The 24,745-nt window shown below is 48.8% G+C and carries 20 protein-coding genes; 8 read left to right on the forward strand and 12 right to left on the reverse strand.

The window, feature by feature from the left end:
* Window positions 1-28: 28 nt before the first annotated feature.
* On the reverse strand, window positions 29-1,009 hold the full coding sequence (gene hemB / locus HRE53_RS20575) for a porphobilinogen synthase (RefSeq protein WP_235107754.1): 981 nt from the start codon (window positions 1,007-1,009) through the stop codon (window positions 29-31).
* A gap of 174 nt (window positions 1,010-1,183) precedes the next feature.
* On the opposite strand from hemB, the gene HRE53_RS20580 reads away from it, so the two are divergent.
* Both HRE53_RS20580 and HRE53_RS20585 read left to right on the forward strand, forming a co-directional pair.
* Window positions 1,184-1,444, forward strand: a complete 261-nt coding sequence (locus HRE53_RS20580) for a type II toxin-antitoxin system ParD family antitoxin (RefSeq protein WP_212665089.1) — start codon at window positions 1,184-1,186, stop codon at window positions 1,442-1,444.
* Window positions 1,441-1,740 (forward strand): type II toxin-antitoxin system RelE/ParE family toxin, encoded by a 300-nt coding sequence (locus HRE53_RS20585; RefSeq protein WP_235107755.1) that lies wholly within the window; start codon window positions 1,441-1,443, stop codon window positions 1,738-1,740. Before HRE53_RS20580 ends, HRE53_RS20585 begins: the two co-directional genes overlap by 4 nt.
* 108 nt (window positions 1,741-1,848) lie before the next feature.
* Here the strand turns inward: HRE53_RS20585 and HRE53_RS20590 are convergent, their stop codons facing one another.
* From HRE53_RS20590 to HRE53_RS20600, 3 genes are all read right to left on the reverse strand, one after another.
* The gene (locus HRE53_RS20590; RefSeq protein WP_235107756.1) at window positions 1,849-2,898 is read right to left on the reverse strand and encodes a TauD/TfdA family dioxygenase; all 1,050 of its coding nucleotides are present in this window, start codon (window positions 2,896-2,898) and stop codon (window positions 1,849-1,851) included.
* A gap of 162 nt (window positions 2,899-3,060) precedes the next feature.
* Window positions 3,061-3,747, reverse strand: coding sequence for a TenA family transcriptional regulator (locus HRE53_RS20595; protein WP_235107757.1), 687 nt, complete (start codon window positions 3,745-3,747; stop codon window positions 3,061-3,063).
* Between the two features lie 20 nt (window positions 3,748-3,767).
* Window positions 3,768-4,535, reverse strand: coding sequence for a class I SAM-dependent methyltransferase (locus tag HRE53_RS20600; RefSeq protein WP_235107758.1), 768 nt, complete (start codon window positions 4,533-4,535; stop codon window positions 3,768-3,770).
* Window positions 4,536-5,502: 967 nt separating this feature from the next.
* Between HRE53_RS20600 and HRE53_RS20605 the strand changes: the two genes are divergently transcribed.
* Genes HRE53_RS20605 through HRE53_RS20625 form a run of 6 tightly spaced genes read left to right on the forward strand, consistent with a single transcriptional unit; the run spans window position 5,503 to window position 12,204 of the window.
* A complete protein-coding gene (locus HRE53_RS20605; RefSeq protein WP_212665093.1) occupies window positions 5,503-6,066 on the forward strand; it encodes a heme NO-binding domain-containing protein in 564 nt (187 codons plus the stop codon).
* Window positions 6,020-7,510 carry an ATP-binding protein gene (locus HRE53_RS20610; protein WP_255800808.1) on the forward strand — a complete coding sequence of 497 codons (1,491 nt, stop codon included), beginning with the start codon at window positions 6,020-6,022 and terminating at the stop codon, window positions 7,508-7,510. Before HRE53_RS20605 ends, HRE53_RS20610 begins: the two co-directional genes overlap by 47 nt.
* Window positions 7,497-7,577 carry a hypothetical protein gene (locus HRE53_RS34515; protein WP_255801491.1) on the forward strand — a complete coding sequence of 27 codons (81 nt, stop codon included), beginning with the start codon at window positions 7,497-7,499 and terminating at the stop codon, window positions 7,575-7,577. The genes HRE53_RS20610 and HRE53_RS34515 overlap by 14 nt, the downstream gene beginning before the upstream one ends.
* A 44-nt stretch (window positions 7,578-7,621) precedes the next feature.
* Window positions 7,622-8,017, forward strand: coding sequence for a response regulator (locus tag HRE53_RS20615; RefSeq protein WP_212665095.1), 396 nt, complete (start codon window positions 7,622-7,624; stop codon window positions 8,015-8,017).
* Entirely contained in the window at window positions 8,014-10,749 is a 2,736-nt protein-coding gene (locus HRE53_RS20620; protein ID WP_235107759.1) for a response regulator, read from the forward strand. Before HRE53_RS20615 ends, HRE53_RS20620 begins: the two co-directional genes overlap by 4 nt.
* A 33-nt stretch (window positions 10,750-10,782) precedes the next feature.
* Window positions 10,783-12,204: a PQQ-binding-like beta-propeller repeat protein gene (locus HRE53_RS20625; protein WP_235107760.1), complete on the forward strand. Its 1,422-nt coding sequence runs from the start codon at window positions 10,783-10,785 to the stop codon at window positions 12,202-12,204.
* Here HRE53_RS20625 and HRE53_RS20630 read toward each other — a convergent pair.
* The 8 genes from HRE53_RS20630 to HRE53_RS20665 form a co-directional block, all read right to left on the reverse strand.
* On the reverse strand, window positions 12,188-13,618 hold the full coding sequence (locus HRE53_RS20630) for a reverse transcriptase family protein (RefSeq protein WP_235107761.1): 1,431 nt from the start codon (window positions 13,616-13,618) through the stop codon (window positions 12,188-12,190). The genes HRE53_RS20625 and HRE53_RS20630 overlap by 17 nt on opposite strands.
* Window positions 13,619-14,108: 490 nt before the next feature.
* Complete coding sequence (locus tag HRE53_RS20635) at window positions 14,109-14,618, reverse strand: hypothetical protein (RefSeq protein WP_235107762.1); 510 nt, start codon at window positions 14,616-14,618, stop codon at window positions 14,109-14,111.
* A 91-nt stretch (window positions 14,619-14,709) separates the two neighbouring features.
* Window positions 14,710-15,258, reverse strand: a complete 549-nt coding sequence (locus HRE53_RS20640; protein ID WP_235107763.1) for a 3'-5' exonuclease — start codon at window positions 15,256-15,258, stop codon at window positions 14,710-14,712.
* Window positions 15,259-15,311: 53 nt separating this feature from the next.
* Window positions 15,312-15,464, reverse strand: coding sequence for a hypothetical protein (locus HRE53_RS20645; protein WP_212665100.1), 153 nt, complete (start codon window positions 15,462-15,464; stop codon window positions 15,312-15,314).
* A 166-nt stretch (window positions 15,465-15,630) separates the two neighbouring features.
* On the reverse strand, window positions 15,631-17,367 hold the full coding sequence (locus HRE53_RS20650; RefSeq protein ID WP_235107764.1) for a YgcG family protein: 1,737 nt from the start codon (window positions 17,365-17,367) through the stop codon (window positions 15,631-15,633).
* A 305-nt stretch (window positions 17,368-17,672) separates the two neighbouring features.
* Window positions 17,673-19,298 (reverse strand): YgcG family protein, encoded by a 1,626-nt coding sequence (locus tag HRE53_RS20655; protein WP_235107765.1) that lies wholly within the window; start codon window positions 19,296-19,298, stop codon window positions 17,673-17,675.
* A gap of 384 nt (window positions 19,299-19,682) precedes the next feature.
* Complete coding sequence (locus HRE53_RS20660; protein WP_235111190.1) at window positions 19,683-21,326, reverse strand: SWIM zinc finger family protein; 1,644 nt, start codon at window positions 21,324-21,326, stop codon at window positions 19,683-19,685.
* 29 nt (window positions 21,327-21,355) lie between these two features.
* Entirely contained in the window at window positions 21,356-24,601 is a 3,246-nt protein-coding gene (locus tag HRE53_RS20665) for a hypothetical protein (protein ID WP_235107766.1), read from the reverse strand.
* Window positions 24,602-24,745 lie beyond the last annotated feature (144 nt).

The following is a 24,745-nucleotide window of genomic DNA, read 5'->3' on the forward strand; positions in this document are numbered from 1 at the left end:
ATTTCTCCAAATCATCTGAAATCAGGTTCTAGGCTAACCAGCGAGCCGCGTCCTTGGCGTGATAGGTGAGAATCATATCGGCACCCGAGCGCTTAAAGCTCATTAGGGTTTCCATCACAAGTTTCTCTTCATCGACCCAACCGTTTAAAGCAGCGGCTTTGACCATCGAATATTCACCGGAGACGTTGTAGGCCGCCACGGGTAGGTTGGAGGCTTGCTTCACCTGCCAGATAATATCCATATAGGCCAGGGCAGGCTTCACCATCAGCATATCTGCCCCTTCAGCGATATCTAGTTCAATCTCCTTGATCGCTTCGCGGGAATTGGCGGGGTCCATTTGATACGTTCTGCGATCGCCAAATTGAGGCGCGGATTCTGCCGCATCTCGAAACGGCCCATAGTAGGCGGAGGAATACTTAGCGGCGTAGGACATAATCGGAATATCTTCAAAACCGCCTTTGTCTAGCCCAGCCCGTATCGCTTGCACAAATCCATCCATCATGCCGGAAGGGGCAATAATATCGGCCCCTGCTTTTGCTTGGGATACGGCTGTTTTCTTCAGCAATTCTAAGGTCGGATCATTGAGAACTCGGCCCGTTAAATCCCCCGTTTCTAAATAACCACAATGCCCATGCTGAGTGTATTCGCACAGGCAGGTGTCCACAATCACCATCAGATCGGGCACGGCTTCTTTGACGGCGGTTGAGGCCTTTTGGACAATACCGTGATCGTGCCAAGCTCCAGTGGCGTCAGTATCTTTCTCGGTCGGAATCCCAAACAGAATCACAGCGGGAATCCCCAGGTCATAAACTTGTTTAGCTTCTTCTACGACCTTGTCTATGGACAGTTGGTAGACCCCTGGCATGGATGAGACTTCTTGGGCTACACCTTCACCTGGTACGGCAAACAGGGGATAAATCAGATCGTTCGTGGTAACAACGGTTTCTTGCACCATGCGGCGCAATTGGGGATGGTTGCGAAGACGGCGCGGGCGATGGGTGGGAAACATAACCTGTAGGACTCTGCAATGAACGATAGGAGGGGACTTGTGTCGCCTTAACCCAAATCTTATTACAGTTCCTATGGTCCAATGAAGAGATGTTCATTATCTTCACGGTCTACAATTTAAGAAGCGTACTTTAAGGAGCAGCTAACCGTTGACGAACCTGAATAGAGGTTTCCTATGAACATCAGTCTTACCCCAGATCAAGAGCGTTTTATCCAAGCGAAGCTCCAAATTGGGAAATATCGCTCTGCCGAAGAAATTTTGGAACTTGCTTTGCGGCTGCTAGATGAATATGAGCAATCTGATGACGACTGGGTTGAAGACGTCCGTCAGAAAATAGATGCAGCAATCGAAGCGTCCCAGCATACTCCTCCAGTGGATGGCGAAACTTTTGTGAATGAGATTGTAGAGCGATTTCAGCAGGCTAATTCGGCATGAGCCGCTACGTCATCAATATTCTTGCTAGCCAAGACCTTAATGAAATTGCTGACTACTTTGCTGAACATAACCTTGAAGCGGGTGAGAAATTCTTTCTTGCCTTTAATCGTAAGTGCCAACAGCTTGTCTCATTCCCGAATAGTGGCAAAAGCTATGCCCCCATTCATCCAGACCTTCGAGGACTCTCTCTGGAGAATTACATCATCTTTTACAGGCTTTTGGATGATGGTATCGAAGTTCTTAGAGTTTTGAGTGGTCGCCGCGACTTCCCCGATTTCTTTAAAGAGTTAGATTGAGCTACAGATTTTAGGGCGCCATGAGTCGCCCTGCAAAAAGACGAATTGAATCGTACTGAACTCCCACTTTCCGTGATATTCATCCTGCTCCAACTCAAGACAGTAGCTTTAGATATGGCTCAAGTGCATATCATCCGGTTTGGGAGCATCACTCTGAAGGGCATCGTTCCCCACCCACATGCGAACGAGATGCCGTTTCTTTTCGGGCTCTTCCCAGTCTAGATACTCCGTCCGATCATGAGCGATCAGATGATTATTAAGGAAAATCATATCGCCCGGTTGGAGCTGAAGCTCATACATTAGGTCTTCTTGGTTGAGGGTCGCTTCAAATTGATCTAAAACGAACCGATCTTCATCTGATAGAGGCAATCCCGCTTTGTCATGTCCTGCATCTATCCAATAGCGCATATACCGACAGGTTAACCCTGGATACCAGTGCCCCCATTCAAACACAGGAAATGAGTTCCGTAATCGATCTAGGTGGGAGCGAGTGCCAACTTCACCAACAATGATTTTGTCGCGAATAAAATTCTGGCAAAGCCGTCGTAATACCTCCGGTTGAGATTGGAGCAGTCGCTGATAGGCCGTGAAGGTATTCGCTAAACGATTGACACCTCCTTCCCGAGCTGTCTTCAGGCAAAGCAAAGACACAACCCCTGGCATTAGGTCCGCATCCGTGCTGTCCGTATGGTACCCAGGAGACGTACAGGTACTAGAAAAAAGCACATTGGCTTGACGGTGATCCTGGCCGCGATCGCAGACGTCATACAACAGGCCACGTTTATCTAAAACAGACCCTAAGGCATAGCCCAGTTGCAGCAAAAGAAGTCGGCTAGCGGATTCGCCATATTCAGCAACATTAAACCCAGACAGTAAGACAACGCCCGTGGTTTGGGTGAGGTGATAGCGCATCACATTCGCCAGCAGGTCAAGATTCTGGATTTTCATCCCCCTTGCTTCAGGAGACTGCCAGGTATATCCCCTCGCCTCCAACCAGTGATTCAACACTAAAACCGAGGACAATATGGACTCTGGGAGCGTAATTTTCCAGTGAGGATTGGTTTCTAGGCCTGTGCTAGTCCAGCTAGGCTGTGACTTAGCCTTGATCATCACCGAAGATAAGTCTTCGATATGACCCGTAGAAGTGAGAAGTGGCATGACAATGGCAATCGGATTCGATTGAGACGTAGAGGGGCGGTTAAAGAGTTGGGGCAGATAGCAGCGCTGATCATCGGCACACCTGGCATTTGCCAGACATCTTGAAGCCTCATAGGGTGAGGCGCTTCAAAATACAACACCTTGCTCAAAGCAAGAACACCCTTAGGCGGCCCAAGCATAAGACACAGCTTCGGAAGCTCGCTGAATACCATTAAAGAATTTCAGTCGAGAATCCATCGCCTTCCTGATCGCACGATCCAAACAGATGGAGTCTTCCACCGTCCTTAATCGGGGTTCAATCAGCGCTTCCAAATGAGCCGCATGGTCATCATCTAGATCAATATGTACTTCGAAAAAGATCAACGCTTCCGAGGAAAAAGGGGATGCCCCGACAATGCCTTGACGAATTTGGGTATATAGGGAATTCACAATTCCCTCTGATGCAAAGCAAACAGCTCCCAACGCTGCTAAATAACCATATTTATGGGATAGGGAAAGATAGGTATCAATCATGGCCTGGGTTTCTGGCTCAGGAGGCGTCAGTTCTAACGTCCCATCATCAATCCCTAAAGAACGGGTAAAGCGCCGGAATAATTCTGGATGAGCATGAGCCAATTTTCCCTGCCCCATTTCATCCAAGAGATTTTCCATAATCACCAACTGGGCACTCTCATCGGGGCAACAAGACATAATGCTGGCCAGGATGCGATTAAAGGCTTGGGAAAATTTGTACATCTGAACCGCTAAAACACGCACTTCTGCCAATGTCAGCTCTCCAGCCCGACATTGCTCAAGAAAAGGATGTCTCCAGAGGGGATGTCGTTCGGTAAGACTGCGAAAAGAATCCATAGAGTTAACAGTGATCGTTCTCATTTGTGCACCTCAATCGCCATATGTAAGGGGTAATCAACTAACGGTCCGAAAAAGTCTGGGTCAAGTTCAACGTGCTCAGGTAAAACCCGTAATTCACGTACAGTTGGCATGCTAGAAAAACCAGCCATTTGCAAGGCTTCAAAGAAATCTTGCAGGGTTTTATGAATCAGCTGGACCTCTAACCAGGAACCATCACGCTTCCAAATGCGCCCTGGACATTGCTGGTCACGTCCACTGAAATAGTTATTGCCATCCACTTCGAAATAAAAGGGGAACTCGGCTTGACGCATATAAGGAAAGGAGGGGTGAGGGATGCTAAACACAAACCGCCCTCCGGGTTCCAGCACTTGAAAGATTTCTGCCATGCAAGCCTGGGTTTGGGCAACGGTTAGGTAGTTAAACAAGAAAACAGCAACTACTAAGTCAAACCGGTCCTGGGTGTAATGACGGACGTCCGTGGCACATCCTGCCTGATAGGTAATCCCCAGAGGTTCTTGTTGTTCTTGAGCCTGGGCGGCTTCAATCATCCGTTGGGAAAGATCGACGCCTAAAACGGAGGCTGCCCCCAGCTGTCGGAGTTGGCGACTACAGTACCCTTCGCCACATCCGAGATCCAGAATCTTTTGTCCTGAAACAGGGGTACACATCTCCAAAATAGCGGGACGGGCTGTGAAATCAGAGAGAGAACTGGGGCCACCTCGAACCCATCGAGCCGCTGTATCGTTGTACAGGGATTGGGTTACTTGTTTATTGGCAGTAATCATGTATTCTTCTGGGTCCTAAATGGATGAACAACACAAATGAAAGATTGGGTAACACTTCAGCGAAAATCTGGCATAAATATATGATCTGCTGTTACTTCAGATAGAGATGAGAAGGAATGAATGGATAGGGGGAAATATCCACTTTTTCGATCATGCCTAGGATTAGTCATTAACCAATCACCGCCTAATGTTGTTGACTACTCAACTGAATTTTTCCACAAAAAATATTTTAGTATTTTTGCCATAGAGAATATTCTCTACATAGCTTTCACTACCGTAGAAACAGTGCCTTTAGATACCCTTTCATCCAAGAGATAGACAATGCTACCTATGTGGATTTATCTCCGATTACTTGTGATGAAAAAATATAGGCATCAGCTCATAAATATCTTTAAGGAGAAATGTTCAGCTTGTTTCGATTGGGTCAATTCATCATTAAAAACTGATTTAATTTTCAACGATAAATCCGAGAATATTAGGTCTGCCTAGGAGTCGCATCAGTGTAATCACGTAACTTTAATGCACGGAAACACCCATAGATAAGGTTTTTTTGAGTGGTTACACGCATGTCTTGAGGTTTGGGAATTGATTATTTCAACGAGTACTCATTTCAATATTATTGAAAAAATAAACTTAAAAAAACTCATTATTAATTAATTATTAATACTTAATAAAGAAAGGTCAACTCCTGAATTTTGAATACTCACAGCCTTAAACATATATTCTTTCCACCTTAAGTAATTACAGATTCTCGTATAGAGACACTCTGCTGATCTAGAAATTATTCTCTTCAGCAAATATTCCTAAAAAAATTTCCTTGAATTTCAATCTTTTTTCGAGCTAGAGAGCGGGATTATTAGTCTTTATAAAGATAAAAATGGTCAAAATAAACTTCACGCCTTGGAACATGTTTTGGTAGATGGGGAACCCTAGAGCTGTTGAAATTTAGATCGTTGGGGAGACTCTCATGTATGGCCTAGTCAATAAAGCCATTGAAGAGATGGTGCGCAGCCATTTTAGTGATGCAACCTGGGACGCGATCAAACAAAAAGCTGAGGTCAAAACAGAAGCTTTTATCAGTATGGAAGGCTATCCCGATGAATTGACCTACCGGTTGGTGGGGGCTGCTAGTGAAGTATTAAAGCTCTCTCCCGCAGCAGTTATGCATGCCTTCGGTAAGTATTGGGTTCAGTTCACGGCCAAAGAAGGGTATGGAGAACTGATGGAAATGAATGGGGAAGATTTACCCGAATTCCTGGAGAATCTGGATGAGCTGCATGCCCGTGTCGGTGTGATGTTTCCCAAGTTACAGCCCCCATCCTTTGACTGCGATGAAGCGGATGAGGAGGAATTAACCTTGCATTATCACTCGGAACGAGACGGACTAGCCCCCATGGTCATGGGATTGGTAGAAGGGCTGGGAGAACGTTTTGAAACAGAGGTAGATATCAACCAGACCCACAGCCGCGAGGAGGGCGCCGATCATGATCAGTTCTCAGTTAAATACAAAGTCAAGTGCCCCTTCCATTAATCCGATCGAGCGCAGTTTACCCCCCGACTGTTTTGCTCAGGTTTTTCCCTTCCATTTTGTTTTCAATCGCAACTTAGAGATTCTGCAAGCGGGCAAGGTTCTACAACGCATTTCTCCTGAAGGGTTGATTGGCGGGCAGGTAGATGATTTTTTTCAGATCCAGCGTCCAAAAGTGGCGCTAGATTTTGATGCCCTGGTGAAAAAGTCGAAAAAACTCTTTTTAATCGAATCGATTCACCAGGGATTCCAGTTAAAGGGCCAGTTGATGCCCATTGAGTCAGAAGAGGTGATGTTCTTTATCGGCTCCCTCTGGGTCACAGATTTCTCCGACCTCAAAGACTATGGGGTAAAGCTGCAGGACTTTGCCACCCATGAACCCACATCAGATTTCCTCTATCTGCTACAAGCTCGATCCACGGCCCTGACTGATACCACCCATATGGCAGAGGAGTTAGCGGCTAAACAAACCGAATTAGAGCAGACCTTGCAGGTGGTTCAGGAGAAAAATAACAACTTGCAGGTAACCCTCAAACAATTAAAAACTACTCAGGAGCAGCTAATTCAATCGGAAAAGATGGCATCCTTAGGCCAGTTAATTGCCGGAATTGCCCACGAAATCAATACACCGTTGGGCGCTATCCGATCCTCCGTAGAAAATATCTCTGACTTTTTAGAACGCAATTTAGGGGCACTCCCTAGCTTTTTCCAGGATTTAACGGGGGAGTGCCATCAATTATTTACAGAGTTGCTGGACTCGGCCAACCAGGATCTGGTGATCCTCAGTAGTCGCGAAAAACGCAAACTGAAGCGGGGAAATATCCGCATTCTGGAAGCGGAAGGGATCGATCAGGCTGATGATGTGGCGGATACCTTAGCGGAGCTGAATTATCTGGAAGAGATCGAGGCTCTTGTCCCCCGGCTGCAGTCGGTAGGAGGACGCCAGACCTTAGATATGGCCTATCAATTTTCAACCCTGCTGAATAGCACTAAGACGATCAGAACCGCCACGGATAAGGCAGCCAAAGTGGTCTTTGCCCTGAAGAGCTACTCCCACTTTGACCATACGGGCAACAAGGCACCCACAAATCTCATTTACGATATTGAAACGGTTTTGACTCTCTATCAAAGCCAGCTCAAGAATGGGGTGGAGGTCATTCGCAATTATGAGCCCATTCCAACGGTGTCCTGCTACCACGACGAACTGAGTCAGGTGTGGACCAATCTGATTCATAACGCTCTACAGGCGATGGACTATCAAGGCACCTTAACTCTGGATGTCCAGCAACAGGAAAATCAGATTCAAGTCAAAGTTGCCGACAGCGGCCAGGGGATACCGGCTGAAGTAATGCCCAAGATATTCCAACCCTTTTTTACCACCAAACCCCCCTGGAGAAGGGAGCGGTCTAGGACTCGATATTGTCCAAAAGATTGTGAAGAAGCATGAGGGAGATATTTCAGTGGAATCCGAACCCGGGAAGACCCAATTTACAGTGTCGATCCCCCTGGCTTAGTGCTGGTAAGGGATAGAGTAGCCGTTTAGTAATGGATAAAGGTGATGGTTAAGCCAGTGGTTCTATGTGTAGATGATGAGAAAGTTATTTTAGACAGTCTCAAAATACAGATTAAGAAAGAACTGAGCGACCTCTGCAATGTTGAAGCGGCCATCGATGCCAACGAAGCCTTAGAAATTGTGGAAGAGCTGCAGGAAGAGGGCGTAGATGTAGTGTTGGTGCTGTGTGATTGGCTGATGCCAGGGATGAAGGGCGACGAGTTTTTCGTCAAACTCCATCAAGATCATCCCAGTATTATCAAGATTATGCTCTCTGGGCAAGCCGATCAGGCAGCGATTGAACGGGCCAAAGAAGAGGCAGACCTCCATCGGTTTATCCATAAGCCTTGGCGTAAAAGCGAATTAATTGAACTGCTGAAGTCAAACCTGGAAGCGCTATGAGTAAGCCTTTTATCCTTTGTGTGGATGACGAATCTACCGTTCTAGAGTCCCTCAAAATTGAATTGCGCAAATCCATCGGCCAGGACTGCGCTATTGAAACGGCTCAGGGGGGTGAAGAAGCCCTAGAGATTGTGGATGAACTCCTAGAAGATGAATATGAAGTGGCGGTGGTGATCTCTGACTACATCATGCCGGGCATGAAAGGGGATCAAGTCCTCCAGCGCATTCATGAGAAATCCCCCGAGACGATCACGGTGATGCTGACGGGACAAGCAGACGTGGATGCGATCGCACATGCCGTTACCCATGCCGATCTCTATCGCTACATTGCCAAACCCTGGCAGTCAGACGATTTGAAGTTAACCATCTCCGCTGCGGTCCAGAGTTATCTGACAGATCAGCAGTTAGCCGATCAAAACCAAGAACTACAGTCGGTGAACCAACAGCTGCAGCGACAGACAGCGGAACAAGAACAGGTCATTCAAGAGCGGACTGCCGCCTTAGAGGCCGCCAATCAGAATCTGAATCTGCAAATTCAACGGGTTCTACTGGTTGAGCAGATTACCCAAGACATTCGTCGCAGCCTCGATACCCAGCATATTTTCCAAACCACCGTCGATCAGTTGGGCTATACCCTAGAAACCAATCGCTGCTTTATTCAAAGCTATTCAATCCAGACTTCTGCAGACTCTGATCTGGCGGAGTATTTAGAGATAGATTATGCCTCCTGCCTGGAACTGGAGATGGGCAATCATCCTTTGCTGTCAGAAATTTTTGGTCATGATCGCGTATGGGCTATTCCTGAACTAGATCGGGACAAGATGACTGAGGGGGAAATCCAGTTTTGTGAACAGGCCCAGCTCAAGTCTTTGATGGCGACTCGCACCTCCTATCAGGGCCAAGCCAATGGGGTAATTGTGCTACATCAGTGCGATCGCAACCGCAATTGGTCTGCAGCAGACATCGAACTGTTAGAAGCCGTGGCGGGTCAGGTGGGAATTGCCATTGCCCAAGCCCAACTCTTAGAGCAAGAGCAACAGCAGCACCAGGCATTAGAAACCAACAATACGGCCCTGGTACAAGCCAAGCGAGAGGCCGATACGGCCAATCAATCTAAATCCCAGTTCTTAGCCAATATGAGCCATGAGCTGCGGACTCCCATGAATGCCGTGATTGGCATGACCGGTCTGCTGCTGAATACAGATTTGGATGTGCAGCAAGAAGACTTTGTGGAAACCATCCGCAGCAGCGGGGATGCATTGTTAAGCCTGATCAACGATATTTTAGATTTCTCCAAAATAGAAGCTGGGAAGCTGGAATTTGAGAATCAGCCCTTTGACCTACGGATTTGTATCGAACAAGCTCTCCGCATTGTCGCCCCGAGAGCTGTGGATAAATCCTTAGAGTTGGCGTACCTATTTGAACCCGAGACTCCTGAGTGGATCGTGGGAGATGTGACCCGGCTGCGGCAAATTATCGTAAACTTGCTCACCAATGGCATCAAGTTTACGGAGACTGGCGAAGTGGTGGTCTATATCGAAGACGTTACGGCCGATAGTCCCACCCCAGTCCGAGCAGGACACCATATGCTCCAGATTGTGGTTAAAGACACGGGGATTGGCATTCCTACCGATCGCATGGATCGATTGTTTAAATCCTTTAGCCAAGTAGATGCGTCCACCACCCGCAAATATGGCGGTACGGGCTTAGGGTTAGCCATTTGTCATCGACTGTGTGAGCTGATGGGAGGCCACATGTGGGTCACAAGCAAAGTCGGCCAAGGCTCTTCCTTCTGCTTCACGATTTCCGTCCCCGTGGCTGATCCGGCTCAGCGACCCATGATTTCCCCTGCCCACCTGGATGGCAAGCATCTGTTGATCGTGGACGATAATCCTACCAACTGTAAAATTTTGACCCTGCAAGCAAAGGCCTGGGGCATGACCAGCCAGGCCGTCCAGGGAGGTGCCGCCGCCTTAGAACTGCTGACAGCCGATCATTCCTTCGATCTGGCTGTCCTGGATATGCAAATGCCAGAAATGGATGGGTTAACCTTGGCGGGGCAGATTCGGGAGCAGCTGGCGGACTTTCCCTTGGTGATGTTGAGTTCTTTGGGCAAAGATGAATTGCTTCAACAGCAGAAGAATATCAACTTTGCGGCCATCTTAAATAAACCGATTCAGCAATCGCGGCTCCATGATGTTCTGGCCAATATTTTTGGGGAACCGACCGAGCCAGAAGAACAGCAGCCTGAGATGGAGCGGGTGAGCCCAGACTCCCTGAGCATTTTGCTCGCAGAAGATGTGGCGGTGAACCAGAAAGTCGCCTTACTGATTCTGAAACAACTGGGGTATAGCGCTGATGTCGCCAGTGATGGCCATGAAGTCTTGGCGGCCCTAAAGCGCCAAACCTACGACATTGTGTTGATGGATGTCCATATGCCAGAAATGGATGGCCTGACAGCAGCAGCCACCATTCAACAGGAATGGGAACCCGAGGATCGCCCCCATATTATTGCCTTGACCGCCAATGCCATGCAGGGGGATCGAGAACGGTGCCTAGCGGTAGGGATGCAGGACTATGTCAGTAAGCCCATTCGCACCGAAGAATTGCAAGCCGTATTTGATCGGTATCTAGAGCAGGCTTCGGTGAAGGTGATGGCCTCAGCTATGACAAGCAGCTGCTCAATTGAGAGAATTGATCCCTCCTTGCGTCAAACTGGATCTGATAGGTGAATCCTATAAGACAGAGGATTAGAGAGGATCAGCATGGCAGAAGAAAGAACGTATTTAGAGCTGTCAGAAGAAGCAGGGATAGCCCACAAGTTTTATGAAGTGGTGGTGGATGGCACCGAGCTAAAAATTCGGTATGGACGGATTGGCAATGCGGGCCAAACCCAGGAAAAGACTTTGGCCACCCCCGAAAAAGCAAAAGCCGAAGCCGATAAAAAAATTAAAGCAAAGCTGCGCAAAGGCTATGAACCCGCCGTCCAGGGCGTACGAAAGAAACGGGCCATTACCCGACGGGAAATTACCAGTACTCGCTCTTCCGCCAATCGTGCTCCGGTGTTGTGGAGGTTTGCCTCCGGTGCATCCGCCTTTGGCATCTTTATTGACGAATCCCGGTGCTGGGTGGGGAATCAAAAGGGCCAAATCTTTACCCTGACTCCCGAGGGCCAAGTCACCCAAGAGTTTAAGCTCCCCGATGGCGTTAAATGTATTGTCGCCGATGATGATTGGCTCTATGCCGGTTGTGATGACGGGAAGGTCTACGACCTGAGCGGTAAAATTCCCCGAGTGGCCTATTCCATTGCCGACGATGTCGATATCTTTTGGCTAGATATCAACGACGGTATTTTGGGGGTCTCGGATCGTCAGGGCGTCGTCACCACCATTAATCATGAAGAAGAATCTCAGTGGAATCAACGCAGTAGTGGTGATCATGGCTGGATGGTCCGGTGCGATGAGATTGGTGTCTACCATGGCCATGCCGGTGGGGTGACTATGTATGACTGGGAAGACGGTCAGGTGATTTGGAATCAGCGAACGAAGGGGGCGGTCCTGTTTGGTTGGCAGGAAGAGTCAATGGTCTATGCCGGCACCAGCCAAGACCAGGTCTACTGTTTCACCAAACAAGGCCAGCTGGAACAGGTCCTCGAGTGCGATCACCAAGTCTATTCCTGTGCGGCGGCGGCGGACGGCAAATATGTCTTTGCCGGAGACAGCTCCTCTTCTATTTATTGTTTTGATGCAGAAGGCAAACGCCTGTGGAAGTTGGGAACGGGCTGTGGTTCTGCCTTCTCCATGCAGTTTATTCAAGATCGTCTGTATATTGTGACGACGGATGGATCGTTGGCCTGTATTGACGCTAGCGAAGCCGCCATTCAAGCTGCCCAAGCCGGTACAGTGCCGGATGTGGTGAATGTGAAAGCGCCGAAACTAGATGCGATCGCAGCTTCGTCTACCTTAGAAACCACTACTAGTGCGGGGCAAGGTGTGATTCTAGTCTGTATAAAAGACAGCAGCAAACTGCGGGTCCGGGTCGAGTCTGCGGGCTATCACACGGACTGGAATGTCCAATTCCCCAAGGAAATGCGGGAAGCAGGGGCTCGGTATGTCGTAGAAGACCTACGGGAAGCCGCCCGAGGCGGATTTTACCGCGCCTACGGTGAAATCAAGAAGCTGGTTTAAAGACTGGAACGCGGGGTGGGTATTTGCGCTTAATTCGCTTGACTTGAGCCTGAAACTGGGCTCCGCGTTCAGGATTTACCATATCGACAAAATTGGCATAGCCTTGGATGACAGCAAAGGATACCGCCTGCCCCCCCCAATGCTGATCGTCATAGCCTGACTGCTCAATTTGGTGAAGCAACGCTCGAAATCGCTTCAGGGTTTTACGGTCAACGTTCAGCTTTTCGTTGACAACCACCCCCGTCACCTCTTGCTGCCGACCACTGCGGAGAACCCGCGTTTTCTGGGGATGAATCGTAAATCCTTCGTGGGTAACAATGGCATGGGTCCGCCGCAACAGTTTGCCCACCTGCTGCTGAGGCTGACCTGTCGTCGAGAAGGTTAGATCATCTGCATAGCGCGTATACCGATATCCCAACTCTGCCGCCATAGCAGTCAATCGACGATCCAGGCGGCGACAGAGCAGATTGGTCAGCATAGGACTGGTGGGTGCCCCTTGGGGCAGGTGGCGCTGAGACTGGGCCACATAATAATTCTGGCCATCCAAGTCCACCTCCACCACATCGGGTTCCGTACAGAGCAGAGCGAAAATAGTAGCGGCAGCTTCGCTATAGCCAAAGGAACGAAATAAGCCTTTGATCCGAGGATAGGAAATAGACGGGAAAAAATCTTGGAGATCGAGGTTAATCACCACATCGGCCCCCAAATGGGGCGTCGCGTTGGTGACAATGGAGCGGCCCGGACAAAATCCATGGGCAGCCTCATGGAGGGGGATGGATGCTAACAGTTTTTCTGCGATCCAATATTGGGCCTGCTTCAGACGAGGCATGGGGGCTGAAATCAACCGTTCTCCCCCAGTTTTCTTCGGAATTTTGAAGCGAACATAGTGGGAGATTTGGGCGGTACGCCGAGAGAAAGCTAAGAAGCGCAACTGTCCAACGCTAATCTGCATAGCCTTGGCAATCTCCGCCGCCGTTCCATAGGCAGGAAGTTCATATTGCTGCAGTCGGGTCCGATCGCACTCGGTCTGATTGAGTCCCCCAGAAACCCCTGCTCCCAGATAGACGATATCTCGGCCTTTTCGGTCTCGCCATGCTGTGGCCCGAGCCTGTCGTTCTTGCTCTCGTCGCTCTTTGGTTTCTTGGCGCTTCTTCTTAGAAGCAGCGAGTCGCTCTTTGTAGAGCTGCTTTTTAATGGCGGCTTCGTTATGTAGTTTGCGGTTCTCGGCTCGCAACGCCGCTAGTTCCCGCTGTATTTCTCCTTTACGCCGAATCTCATTCGTCGGATCTTGGGGCATCTCGCCTTCGGCGGGCCAAAATCCTAACCGCACCATTTCTTCTAAGATGACCTCATCACGGGAGCTTTGGCGGATGCGATCGTAGAGTTCTTGGCGGGTACGAGGTTGATTGGACATGGAGTCAGGAAGGTGAACTCGATGATATGAATAGCTGTCTATTTTGAAAAGAATAAACCCGGTCAGTTCAGCGCCTCTTCGTAAACCTCTTCGGACTGGATTGCTCAACTCGAGCGGGGCCGCCCTACCATCGCTCGTTAGTTTCATGGAAACTAAACCGTAACAGCGATGGTAGGGCGAAGCCCCGCACAGTAAAGAGCAAGCCAGTGATGCGCGTTTAGACTAATCACATGAATGGCGATGCACCATTCGGGTTGCAAGGGGTAAACCTGAACTGACCGAGCTATATAGTACTTTTGTACTGTTAGTGTATCATAACACTCTCTTCGTAGAATGCCCAATATTTATGCTGGGTTTGCAGTTGCAGGGCTTTCCATCAGTGAGGTAAATCGAAAGAGAGCATTATGGCTATGCGGAATACCAATCTTCTGGCGGTGTCGGCTTGAGCAGGCAACCCAAACTAATCAGAAAGGGGAATCATGTCGATTTGTTACGTCTCAATCGGTCGGTATATTGACACGATCTGGCATCCTTCAACGTGCGAATCAGTATTACTCGTTCGCAACAGCTCTTGCTGTATAGCCTCAACTATCGGGTAACTCAGTACTAGCGCATTAGGAGACAAGGAACGGTTGATACTATCCACATCATTTCCCCAATTAGTCAGCAAGGATACGTCGTAATATCCATCAATTAAATCAAATCCCAAAAAACGTGGATCGCTCTCGTCATGCTCACTAAATTTCAAACCTACTAAGTCGCCTTGACCAATCTCGATATGCTTGTGGACAGCATAGTCGTAATCCGTTATTAAATGGACTCTGCAATTTTCATGATCAATATGATTCCAGTCTTCATCCTTTAGATCACCCAACAGACTGGGCCTGAGAATGCCATCTATTGAATCAAATCCTGTGAAGGCTAAACCTCGCCACTGGCAATAGCTGATCCAGGAATCGCCATCACTGGGAGAAAAACTTTCGATAATGGTAAACAGCATGTTCTTAGACTCATGGCTCGATCAACATTGTTTTGGGCTGGGGTATTGATTGTTAACCATCTGTTGTGAAGGCTGCGTATAAGAAGACTCGCTAAGATAAACCAGTTTGAACAATGCGGGCAATATTTCGAGCATCATCAATACCCCGATGATGGACACCTTCAAGCTCCAGGCCTAGCCTAGTTAAAGCTCCAGCCATACCAAACTTCTTTATAGAGTTGATCTGGATAGAAAAGGCTTTCTTTAAATTGAGATGCCCTCCTGGAAAGGGATAGCCAACACCATGCAACTGGCAATCCTGCCTGAATTGATGTCTGTCATAATCTCCCCAAGAGCAAAACAGATAACTGCCAAAGGGGTAAAACCAAGATTGGAAGTCTTTGAGTGCTATAGGAAAAAGTGGGGCCTTTTCAATATCTTGTTGAGCAATGGATGTTAGAGATTTACAGAACTCAGTCAGCACAGGATGAAGAATGGGCTTCACGAAGGTCTGATATTCACGCTCTATTTGAAGCGTTTGTGAGTTGAGAAGCATAGCTCCAATCTCAATCATCTCCATCCTTCGGCGAGGAATGGAATTATCATCTGCACAGGTGGCTTCAAGATCGACAATCAAGTAATATTTCTGACTAATTTTCATTGATGTTGTGGAGGGGGTACCCAAGGCCTCTACAGGAATATGACACTCGGTGTCTAGCCAAACATAAGTCTTTTTGTGGCTTCTAGATATTTCCCTGTCAAAGCAGAGGCAGTTTCTTCGCGCATCATACCAATAGCCCTAAGGCTTTCGTCATGCCTCCGTTGAATCAGCTCTGGCAAGAATTGGGCCTCTGTCCCTGCGTCCATTAGATGTTCTAAAGAATACCCTGAGGGACCCGTTTGTTGGAGATAGAGCTAGACCCACTTTTTCTAAAACAATCGGGACAAGCACTTCAGGTATAACACTGTCAGAATTCATAGCGTAAAAAATAATGGCTATATCTAAGGAATGAGGTGAGCCAGAAGAGATCTACTACCAGCTCTCACCAGCTCCACCGCCACCACTACTACCTCCGCCAAAGTCACTCCCTCCACTGCTGCCACCATAGTCACCACCGCTATAGCTACTGCCACTGTCATAACTGCTGCTATAGCTTGATGAACTAGAACTGGAATATGAAGTTTTTGAGACTCGCGGGATCGTCACTCGTTCTTCCGTTTTCTGATGACAGCAAGCACATTCCCGAGTCAAGAGTTCTTCCCCATTAGAAGTGGTTGTCGCTTTCTCCAAGATTTCTGATGTGCTCGTCACCGTAAAAGCATTACAGTCATCACAACATGAGAATTTATAAGGATTCAGAACCTCTTGAAACAGATGGAGATCAAATCCCTTATCTGCTTGGGCAGAACTACAGGTGGGACATTGCCAACCTTCAAACTGGGTACTGCCTATTTCTTTGGCAACTTTCTCTGCAGGTTTAAGGTATTCATCTAAGGTTTGAGCCCCTAAATACTGCATCAGGCCATTACAAGCTTGACATCGTACATCGATGTTGCAGGAAGGCGATCGCAACAACCGTAGCGTCCCTGCAGAGGCACCCCCCACCGCAGCAAACAAAGCAACAAAAACATTTATGCTTCTGATACTGCTGGCCACGATCAGTACAACAGGAACGGCTACAAGGCCAAAAATCAACAGCTTGCTCAAGGTTGTTATGACTGCACTAGCGCCATTTTCATCACGCTTATTACAGCACCAAATTTCAAACCCAAACCAACCCCAGATCAGTAGTAATTTCAAGGCACTATAGCCTTCAATAATCGAAGATGCTAGCCAAAGACCGATTGTCAGCCCCAAGAAAGTGCACCAGCTTTGAAACACTTCTGTCGTCGGGTTAAACACGAGTCTGGTTTTAAGAGGCCGTCGTGGTCCATCATGACTCGTCACATCTCCTGCCAACCACCGTAATACCCAAACCCACAAACCCATCAAATTCAGTGATGTGTCTCTCTTCTCTTCATAAGTCGTGCGGCCTACTGGAGCGAACTTAAAGGAATGGCTCTTTCTAACGACTTTTACCAGCACAAACGATGTAGCCGTCACCACCCCTGTTGCAATAAAACCAACGATTCCCTTAATAATGAGGTCGAAATTTTCAAAGATCCAAATGAGCCAGCCTAAATCAACAGACTCTCCTGACTCTTCACGGGTCGGCGGGGCAATGGTTCCACCTTCTAAAACCTGGATGATTGCCTGAGTTCCTTTGACGATACCTGTATCAAAATTGCCTTGCTTAAAGTAAGGAGTAACCTGGGTGCGAAGAATATTGCCCACTTTCGCATCGGGGAGAATAGACTCTACGCCATATCCAGTCTCAATTTCTGTCCGGCGTTCGTTCTTCGAGACTAGAAATAAAATGCCATTGTCTTCCCCTTTTTTACCAATGCCCCAGGTATTAAATAGTTCAGTCGTAAACGCTTTGGGGGTTGCAGATGGTTGGGTATCGGGTACAGTTACCACTGCAATTTCGGCACCATTCCTTGCTTCCAACGCTGTAATCATCTGATTTAGCTGTGCTTCGCTGTCGGGACTGAGCACATCGGCCATATCCATCACCCAGTTATTGTCCTGGCGAGGGTTAGGAACTTCAGAGACTGGAATGGCCTGACTCGGCATCAGTGAGGATAGGGATAGAAGCAGGCTAAACCCCAGGGCAAAGAGGAAGGTCAGCGAGGTGCGCTCTCGCTGTCTAAGTCTGTTGGCAAACATATGTTGAATTAGCCTGTATTAAGGCTCTTAAGCAGCTATTTCTGGATATCTTTAGCATGCCCAGGATGGCCCCTATCCTGCTGAATCGTGGTTCAGACAAGGGTCATCCGTGATACCGATCGCCCCATAAATACCAGAATTTAGCACTCTATCAGATTAGAATCATCACCCCAAAATATGATGTAGAGCATTTGCAAATTAGACATCAGTTTTCTTGAAATAATCGGCCCCTCTCTCTGGAGGAATGATTAGATTGGAGTGCAACTCACCAGAAGACGTTGCAATAGATCTTGGAGGCCAGGAAGCTACGGTTTTATGAGTCGGTGTAAGTAGCAGGGTATGCTCACATAAACTTCAGAAGACTGGTCACAATAAACGCATCGACCGACGATCAGCTTTTCGCCATCTACAAACCATTGTGCAGGTTGAACCACCCGAGCTTTACGATTTCGAACCGTATAGGCATCACACTCACTGCAATATCCAAACTTATCGGATTTCACAACTTCACGAAATAGATGAATACTGACATCGGTTTCTGTATGAGCAGGGCGACAAGTTGGACATTCCCAACCCACATGGCAGGTACTTTTAAGGGTTTTTGCTGCTTTTTCAGCTGGTTTTAAATAGCTCTCTATAGTTTTAGGTTCCAGGCATTGCATCAGGCCATTACAGGATTGACAGTGTACTTCGGTGTAACGGGTGAGGGATCGCATCAGCAGTAACGTTCCCGCCCAAGCACCACCGAAAGCAGTGATGAGGTAAGGGGTTAATGCGGTCCTATAAATAAAAACATTCAGGATGCTAGCCAATATCAAGACTAAAATAATGGCGACTACATTACTGCGAAAAAGTCCACGAAATAGCGATATGGTTTCGCTGCCACCGTGATCGTCATGTTTAGCCCACCACCACAGTTCATACCCCAACCAAATGACCAGAAAACCCATGACCAATCCATGGACATGGCGTACTGCCGTCTGATGGGAGAACACCACCCCTACAGATGAATAGGAGCCAAAGAAAATCCACCAGCTTTGAATGATTGGGCGAGTAAAATGAATTCCTTTATAGATAGGGAGAGTTTCTTCTCCCCCGACCGCTACCTTGCCTGTCCGCAACCAATGCAGTAGGGACGTCCGTATCCACCATAATCGACTGCCCTGGTTGGACAAGGTTGTACACCCCACTGGAGCAACCCGAAGCACTTGGCTTTTACGAACAATACTCATCAGCACAACCGCTGGAGTCAGAACCAATGCCGCGAAGGTGAGACTCCACAAAACCAAGGTAGAGATAAAGAAACCGAGAGCCACGACAAACATCATCAGGATGACACCAATGATCGGAACATCGGCTGGCAGCGAGTAGATCTCTGATGGGTCCTCCTGTTCAAGCACCTCGATTACTGCTTGAGCACCATTAACGATACCTGCCTCAAAGGATCCTTGTTCCAAAGCAGGATAGATTTGGGTGGTCAGAATTTTATCGATTGTCCTCAGGGAAAGATCTAGGGTTTTTACATCCTTTCCTGTTTTAATGGCTGCATGGGGTCCCTCTTCAGAGACCAACAACAATACACAATCACTCTTCGCTTGCTCATCTACTTCCCAATGATTCAGCAGTTCATCAGCGAACTCGCTGGATGAAGCTAACGGCTTTATATCCGGCACCGTTACCACTATCAATTCGGTTCCACGCTTAGCGACTAACCCATCGATCATCTGCTTCAGTTGTTGCTCACTATCCCATCGGAGGATATTCGCCTGATCCATGACCCAATTATTATCTTGACGCGGATCAGACACGTCAGATACTGGAATGGCTCGGCTCGGGGAGAGGGAGCCGAGGAATAGCCACAAGCTTATCCCTACAGCTAAAACAACTGTCCATAAGGGACGATAGTGATGTCCTTGTCTTTTTAAATTCACAATCACTAGAGATTTAAGTTACCCAGGAATGGCGAGAGAAGTATTTATCGAACAACTCAAGGGATATCCATCAACTTTCCCAAATTCAATGAACGATTCGGCAAAAATAAGGAAGAAAGTTGAAAATTACCCACGGACTTTCCCTGGCAATTTGGATGTTAAATTGGCGAACCTACCGATATGGTGAAATCCCCCTCACCAGCTTGAACCATGTCGCAAAGTCGGTTAGCCACCGTCACCAAACTAGCCCCGTATCATGGCTTTCCATCCCCTCTAGGAACATGACCAAAACAGCACCGTTAAGTAAAAATCAGACTTTCTGCCGTTTCTAGATATTTTTCAGTCAAAGCAGACGCAGTTGCTTGGCGCATCATACCAATAGCGCTACGAAACTGCCCGACTATGCTGCATCCGTAGAGCCAGAATATGCTCGCAGGGGCCTTTGAAGAGCTTATTTTGCTGATGCCAATTGCAAGTACATTCGCCGTGAACCATTCGCTCATCCCGATCAATGGCCACAATCGGCTGCAATGTCTTATCCCCATGCTGAACCGTGCCTTGTAACAGCAGGGTACCCTTCCCATCCACCGAAGACTGACTAACCCGCACCGCATTTTGATCCAAGAATCGCGTGGCTTGGGCTTCCCGTTCATTGCTAAAGCGCAGCTTATCCATGGGGAGCGGATCGCGAGCAAGTTCTCGCACTCGGTAGACCTGCTTGTTGAGATCATAAATGGCTCGTCCTGCTTGGGTATAGGCACTCAGTGCCCCTAACACCACGGACTGATCCAGCCCTAAACGCCTAGCCAGATCAGCCGGCGACTCCACCCAATTCTGTTTCAAGGCTTCAAACACCTGGCGCTTTGTCCAATCATCCACCTGGGCGCGGGGGGCCATTAGGTCGAAATTGCCTGCTCGTGACCAGTCATTGGCGGTCCACCCCGATAGTCCTAATGTGAAGGACATATCGTTGAGATCCGCCACGTAGAACGAGGGTAGTCCTGTGCCCAACAAATGCACCGTAAACTTACGGGCGACAGGAATCAGGCGTTCTAAAATCAGCAATCGTCGTCGTCCCCAGACCCGAACCATTTCTGGTTTATGGCCCTGATAAATAGAGCGGGCACAAACGATCTCTTGGTCCCAGGGTTCTAGGACCATCCGAATCGGCTCTCCAGGGGTGAGGTGATAGCGGAGGCTGCGAGGGCCATGCTTTTCCCGGCGTCGGCGGAGGGCAAAGCAGAGGTTGTAAATATCCATCGGATGCAGGTCGAATTGGATGGCTGGCAGGGCCATGGCCGAACTGACTTGTAAAAAGCCTCGCACCCAAGTGTCGGGCAAATCAATTTTGACTTCTTTGTAGGCAGCCGTTCCCGTCGTTTCCACCTCAAAGCCAGAGGGATCGACTTCTAAAAGGGTTTGCCGATAGCTGCGAATTTTTTGAAATTCGTCGTACAGGGTTGCTGAGTAGTCGACATTGGTGGTGCCACAGGCAAAGTCATTGACCTGATCAAAAACGTTATAGCTGGCACCCAAGCGGCCATAACTGGACTCATCCTGGCTAAAACACTCAAAGAAAACCTCATCCGGATGAACCGTAATCACTGGGTCAAGGACAAACCAGGCATCATAATCTTTGCGATAGAGATAGTTAAAATACTGTTGTCTAGCCTGATAAAACGGAGCTAACCGATTTGAACTACGGCGATGCAGGTCTGTGAGTTCAGCTTGAAAGGCTTCGAGTTTTTCGGTGACCTCTTGACGTTGAGCAGCCACCCGTTGCCAATCAATATCATCCCGCTGAGCCGCCCAGGCTTTGTAGGCGGTTTTATCTTGAGGCTGGAATCGCAAGTCAGAAACCACTACATCATGGAGAGCACTAATGGCTTCGCGAAAAGCAATATTTTGCCGCAACTGTCCTCGAAAATAGGTCGGTTCGCGGGTCAAGTCTGGGGAGAAGGACATTTGGGCTTGGTCGCCTTGCCCAGATACCTGGCTATTCCGTTTGTAGTTGTAGTTAAACTCCATGCAAACTCTCTCGACTTCAGGATTGACGGTTAAATACTTGAGGACAAGGCAGCAGGCTCTCGCACGGCGACGGGCTTCACCTGCAGGGGCACTGAGATCTGGGGATAGGCGCTGTGAATTTTCAATAAAATCTCCAATGCCCGAGCGCGATCGCAAGTGGCAATCGTCACGGACTGGCGAGTCAGAATCTCGGCAATAATCTCTGCTGCGGCTAAGCTTTTGGTTGCTTCCGATTCTAGGAAGGCATAGACCCGTTGCTTGGTCACCCGACCTCGATTTACTTGGGCTAACACCCGAGTGAAATACGGCGTTAGCTCTTGCAGTCGCTGGGGATTATCCACCACATAGGTCTGCAGGTATTGGGTGGCAAACAGCTGCATATCGGTAGCAGGATGCTCACTAAATTTGAGCAAATAACCTTCTCCATCTGCATCACGGAAGCAACGACCCACCAAATCTCGACCCAGTTGACGAACTTGAGGAAGGTTGCTATCGCAAATGCTAATGACCACCGCAGGGGTCAGCTCATCGGGCTTCAGATCATCGCGAAACAGCTTAAATCCATACTGGCGGGTGTCTTCCCAGGTGGACTCCAGCACCCGGACAATATCTAGCAGATCCGTCTCGCTCTGTCGTAGCCGGGGCAAAATCGCTGTCAGCATTTGCCATCCAGCGGTGCGCACGGACAGCATGTCATGGTGAGTGAATTGGGCAATATCAGCGGTGGGTAAGGTAGCAGACCAGGGATCGCAATGATGCTGCAACACATAACCTGCTATTTCCTGGGCCGCAGGGGACTCTGCCCCTAGGAGTTGGTGAACCTGCTCGGGGATAATGTTGTCCATCCATCCTGGTAAATCTTGGCACAGCAGATCCGTTAAAAAACGATGAATGCCTTCGGTTTCTTCTGGCCCTTGCAATACCTCTAGCAAAGGTTGGGCTAGATGCTGACTAAAGCTAGGTTGGGCAGCAGCTATGCGCTGAATCGCTGGACGGATCGCCAAACGCATTTCGGCAAGGGGATGAGCGATCAGGGTGAGCAATAGCCCCGTTTGCTCCATCAGAACGGTATCGGGTAATTGACTGAGCAGTCGTACCCCAACTACCCGCACGGAATCGAAGGGGGAATCAATCAGGGCGTCAATCAGGCTCGGTGGGAGTTCTGTCACCGGAGTGGAATGGTTCAGCAGAATCCGCGCCCCAAAGGTTTGCATCTCAGCAGCGGGGTATCGCAAGATATCCAACACCACTTCCAAACCGAGGGTCCGCAGTTGAGTGCCAAAACTGAGAAAGAGGGTTTCGCTAATATCCGTGATCCAGTCCTCTGACGGGATGTTTTCGGGCTCCTGGTTTAAGAGAATGGCAATCACCTGACCCAAAATCGCCCGTGCCCTCGTATCTTCTAGCAAAGCTGTACTCAACAGTCGTCGAGTAAAGGCCCGCATATCGGCGGGTTTGCAGGTTACCAACTGGGCGATTAGCTGACTGTCGTTGAGGAAAACATCTCGCTGAGCGGTAATCCAGGCTTGGGCTTGCTGGCGAGCGGGGGCATAGTTACAGGTTGCGATCGCAACTATCAATTCCCGATTCGGCTGGGAGGCATCATAACGGGCCTGGGCTATTTCAAATCCCAACTGGGCCGTAATTTCATAGGGGCGCTCTAGCAGAAGGATGACGCTCTCCAAGGGTAGGCTCTCCAGGAAGGATCGACTAGCCCGAATGGCTTTAACTGCAAACTCATGAACCGGTTGGCAGCCGCTTTCAGACAACAAGCGCAGCAAAGCGACCGGCTGCTGGTCCCACAAATGGGGAAAGGCCTCTTCCCGTCCAGGGGGAGCTGGATCACCCGGCTTATAGGAGGACTGACAGCGCCAGGCTTTATTTGCAGGCTTAAGAACATAGCGAGGGCTCTGTTCATAGAGGACATGGTTAAAGGCGAGATACCCTGCAAAGAGATCCCAGTTAACGCGGCCCGTTTCCACCCGGCTATAGCTATTGCGCCAATCCCAGTGATAGAAAACCGACTCCCGAACCGACCCGGCATCCTCATCGGCATATTGCAATAACAGATCAACCGCAAACGTGACATAGCTTGAGTCTCCAGCCTGACCCAGCTTACGTAAAGTCCGCCAAACCCTCCGCCGCAGGTAGTCTCGGGTCTTGTCGCTAAAGGCTAACCGAGTGTCTGGACGTCGCTGTTCTGTCGTGATCGGATTATCAGTGGTCCGCTCATAGCGTCCGGTGCGGGAATTATAGGTATATCCGGCATAGAGGTATTCCCCATCCGGCAGTCGCACACCATAGCCTTGGTTACGATATAGCGCTTTTTCTTGCTCAAACCGATAGGCCAGCAGGCCAAAGACTTCGGTATCCTGCCGATATTCAGCCATTTTGAAAATATGCCGCAGTCGCTGGAAGTAGCTGGGGCGCAGGGGTGCTGTTTGAATTACCTCAAGCACAGCGGGTCGAGTCACCTCACTATCGATCTGATACAGCAGATCGAGCACGGCCAAGGTCTGGGGAGAGGCATTCGGATCTAAGGTACTTTTGAGGGTTTGTGTCAAAGCGCTGGCTGGACCTTGTCGAGTCAAGGTTCGCAAATCCGGTGGTAACTGCACCGTTAGCTCTTGCCGCAGGGCATCTCGTTGGGCCGCAGTTCCTAGTTTGAATAGCGCTTCTAGGGTAATACGCCGCACAAACTCTGCCCCAGCCTGACGGTAACGCTGTTCTAAGGCGGTATAGGTGCTTTGATCGCCACATTGACCTAGGGCCCAGGCGATACAGTAATTTCTCAGATCTTCTTGTCCCCAAAGTTGCAGCAACAAAGGAGCCGCAGCCTGAATTTTTAATTCCCCCGCTCGCCAGATCACCCGATTCAGAGGCCATTTTTTAGCAGGAGGGCGAGTTGATGCAGGAGATTGAAGGGCAGCTGCTAAGCGATTTAAGATAGCTTGCGATCGCACATTCGGATCAACCGGTATCTCAACTGGGGCAGGTGCTGGAGAAGCCGTCGTTTCTGGTGGATTAGCTTCTCCCGTACTAACCCGATAGCCTTTCCGCAGCTTGGCATTGATCAGCCGGTCAAAAATACGCTGGGCCATTTCTAAAGGCACTGCAGAAACCGTTTCTGAACCTTCCTTTAAAGCAGTGCCTTGGCGACCATAGCGAAAATTGACCACATAAGCGCCCTCACTCACCTGGCACAGATCCACCTCATACACTTTTTCAGTGCGACCCGCTTGATAAACCAGGGTGGTTCGCTGAATCAGTTGCATGCAAATATTCCTATCGATTCAATCAACAAGGGGAGAGGAAGCAAAAGGTTTATGAATAGTATTTATGTACTAATTCTATGTCACCTTTATCCCAACAGCAAGTCCATCCTTCCAGGACATAGCCCGTCAGGGGCCAGATGCAGA

Origin of the sequence: Acaryochloris sp. 'Moss Beach' (genome assembly GCF_021497025.1) — a bacterium.
GTDB classification, from domain to species: domain Bacteria; phylum Cyanobacteriota; class Cyanobacteriia; order Thermosynechococcales; family Thermosynechococcaceae; genus Acaryochloris; species Acaryochloris marina_A.

Bases quoted from the DNA above. Each gene is read 5' to 3' on its own strand.
- hemB (WP_235107754.1), bottom strand. From the start codon at position 1,009: ATGTTTCCCACCCATCGCCCGCGCCGTCTTCGCAACCATCCCCAATTG.
- HRE53_RS20580 (WP_212665089.1), top strand. From the start codon at position 1,184: ATGAACATCAGTCTTACCCCAGATCAAGAGCGTTTTATCCAAGCGAAG.
- HRE53_RS20585 (WP_235107755.1), top strand. From the start codon at position 1,441: ATGAGCCGCTACGTCATCAATATTCTTGCTAGCCAAGACCTTAATGAA.
- HRE53_RS20590 (WP_235107756.1), bottom strand. From the start codon at position 2,898: ATGCCACTTCTCACTTCTACGGGTCATATCGAAGACTTATCTTCGGTG.
- HRE53_RS20595 (WP_235107757.1), bottom strand. From the start codon at position 3,747: ATGGATTCTTTTCGCAGTCTTACCGAACGACATCCCCTCTGGAGACAT.
- HRE53_RS20600 (WP_235107758.1), bottom strand. From the start codon at position 4,535: ATGATTACTGCCAATAAACAAGTAACCCAATCCCTGTACAACGATACA.
- HRE53_RS20605 (WP_212665093.1), top strand. From the start codon at position 5,503: ATGTATGGCCTAGTCAATAAAGCCATTGAAGAGATGGTGCGCAGCCAT.
- HRE53_RS20610 (WP_255800808.1), top strand. From the start codon at position 6,020: ATGATCAGTTCTCAGTTAAATACAAAGTCAAGTGCCCCTTCCATTAAT.
- HRE53_RS20615 (WP_212665095.1), top strand. From the start codon at position 7,622: ATGGTTAAGCCAGTGGTTCTATGTGTAGATGATGAGAAAGTTATTTTA.
- HRE53_RS20620 (WP_235107759.1), top strand. From the start codon at position 8,014: ATGAGTAAGCCTTTTATCCTTTGTGTGGATGACGAATCTACCGTTCTA.
- HRE53_RS20625 (WP_235107760.1), top strand. From the start codon at position 10,783: ATGGCAGAAGAAAGAACGTATTTAGAGCTGTCAGAAGAAGCAGGGATA.
- HRE53_RS20630 (WP_235107761.1), bottom strand. From the start codon at position 13,618: ATGTCCAATCAACCTCGTACCCGCCAAGAACTCTACGATCGCATCCGC.
- HRE53_RS20635 (WP_235107762.1), bottom strand. From the start codon at position 14,618: ATGCTGTTTACCATTATCGAAAGTTTTTCTCCCAGTGATGGCGATTCC.
- HRE53_RS20640 (WP_235107763.1), bottom strand. From the start codon at position 15,258: ATGAAAATTAGTCAGAAATATTACTTGATTGTCGATCTTGAAGCCACC.
- HRE53_RS20645 (WP_212665100.1), bottom strand. From the start codon at position 15,464: ATGGACGCAGGGACAGAGGCCCAATTCTTGCCAGAGCTGATTCAACGG.
- HRE53_RS20650 (WP_235107764.1), bottom strand. From the start codon at position 17,367: ATGTTTGCCAACAGACTTAGACAGCGAGAGCGCACCTCGCTGACCTTC.
- HRE53_RS20660 (WP_235111190.1), bottom strand. From the start codon at position 21,326: ATGGAGTTTAACTACAACTACAAACGGAATAGCCAGGTATCTGGGCAA.
- HRE53_RS20665 (WP_235107766.1), bottom strand. From the start codon at position 24,601: ATGCAACTGATTCAGCGAACCACCCTGGTTTATCAAGCGGGTCGCACT.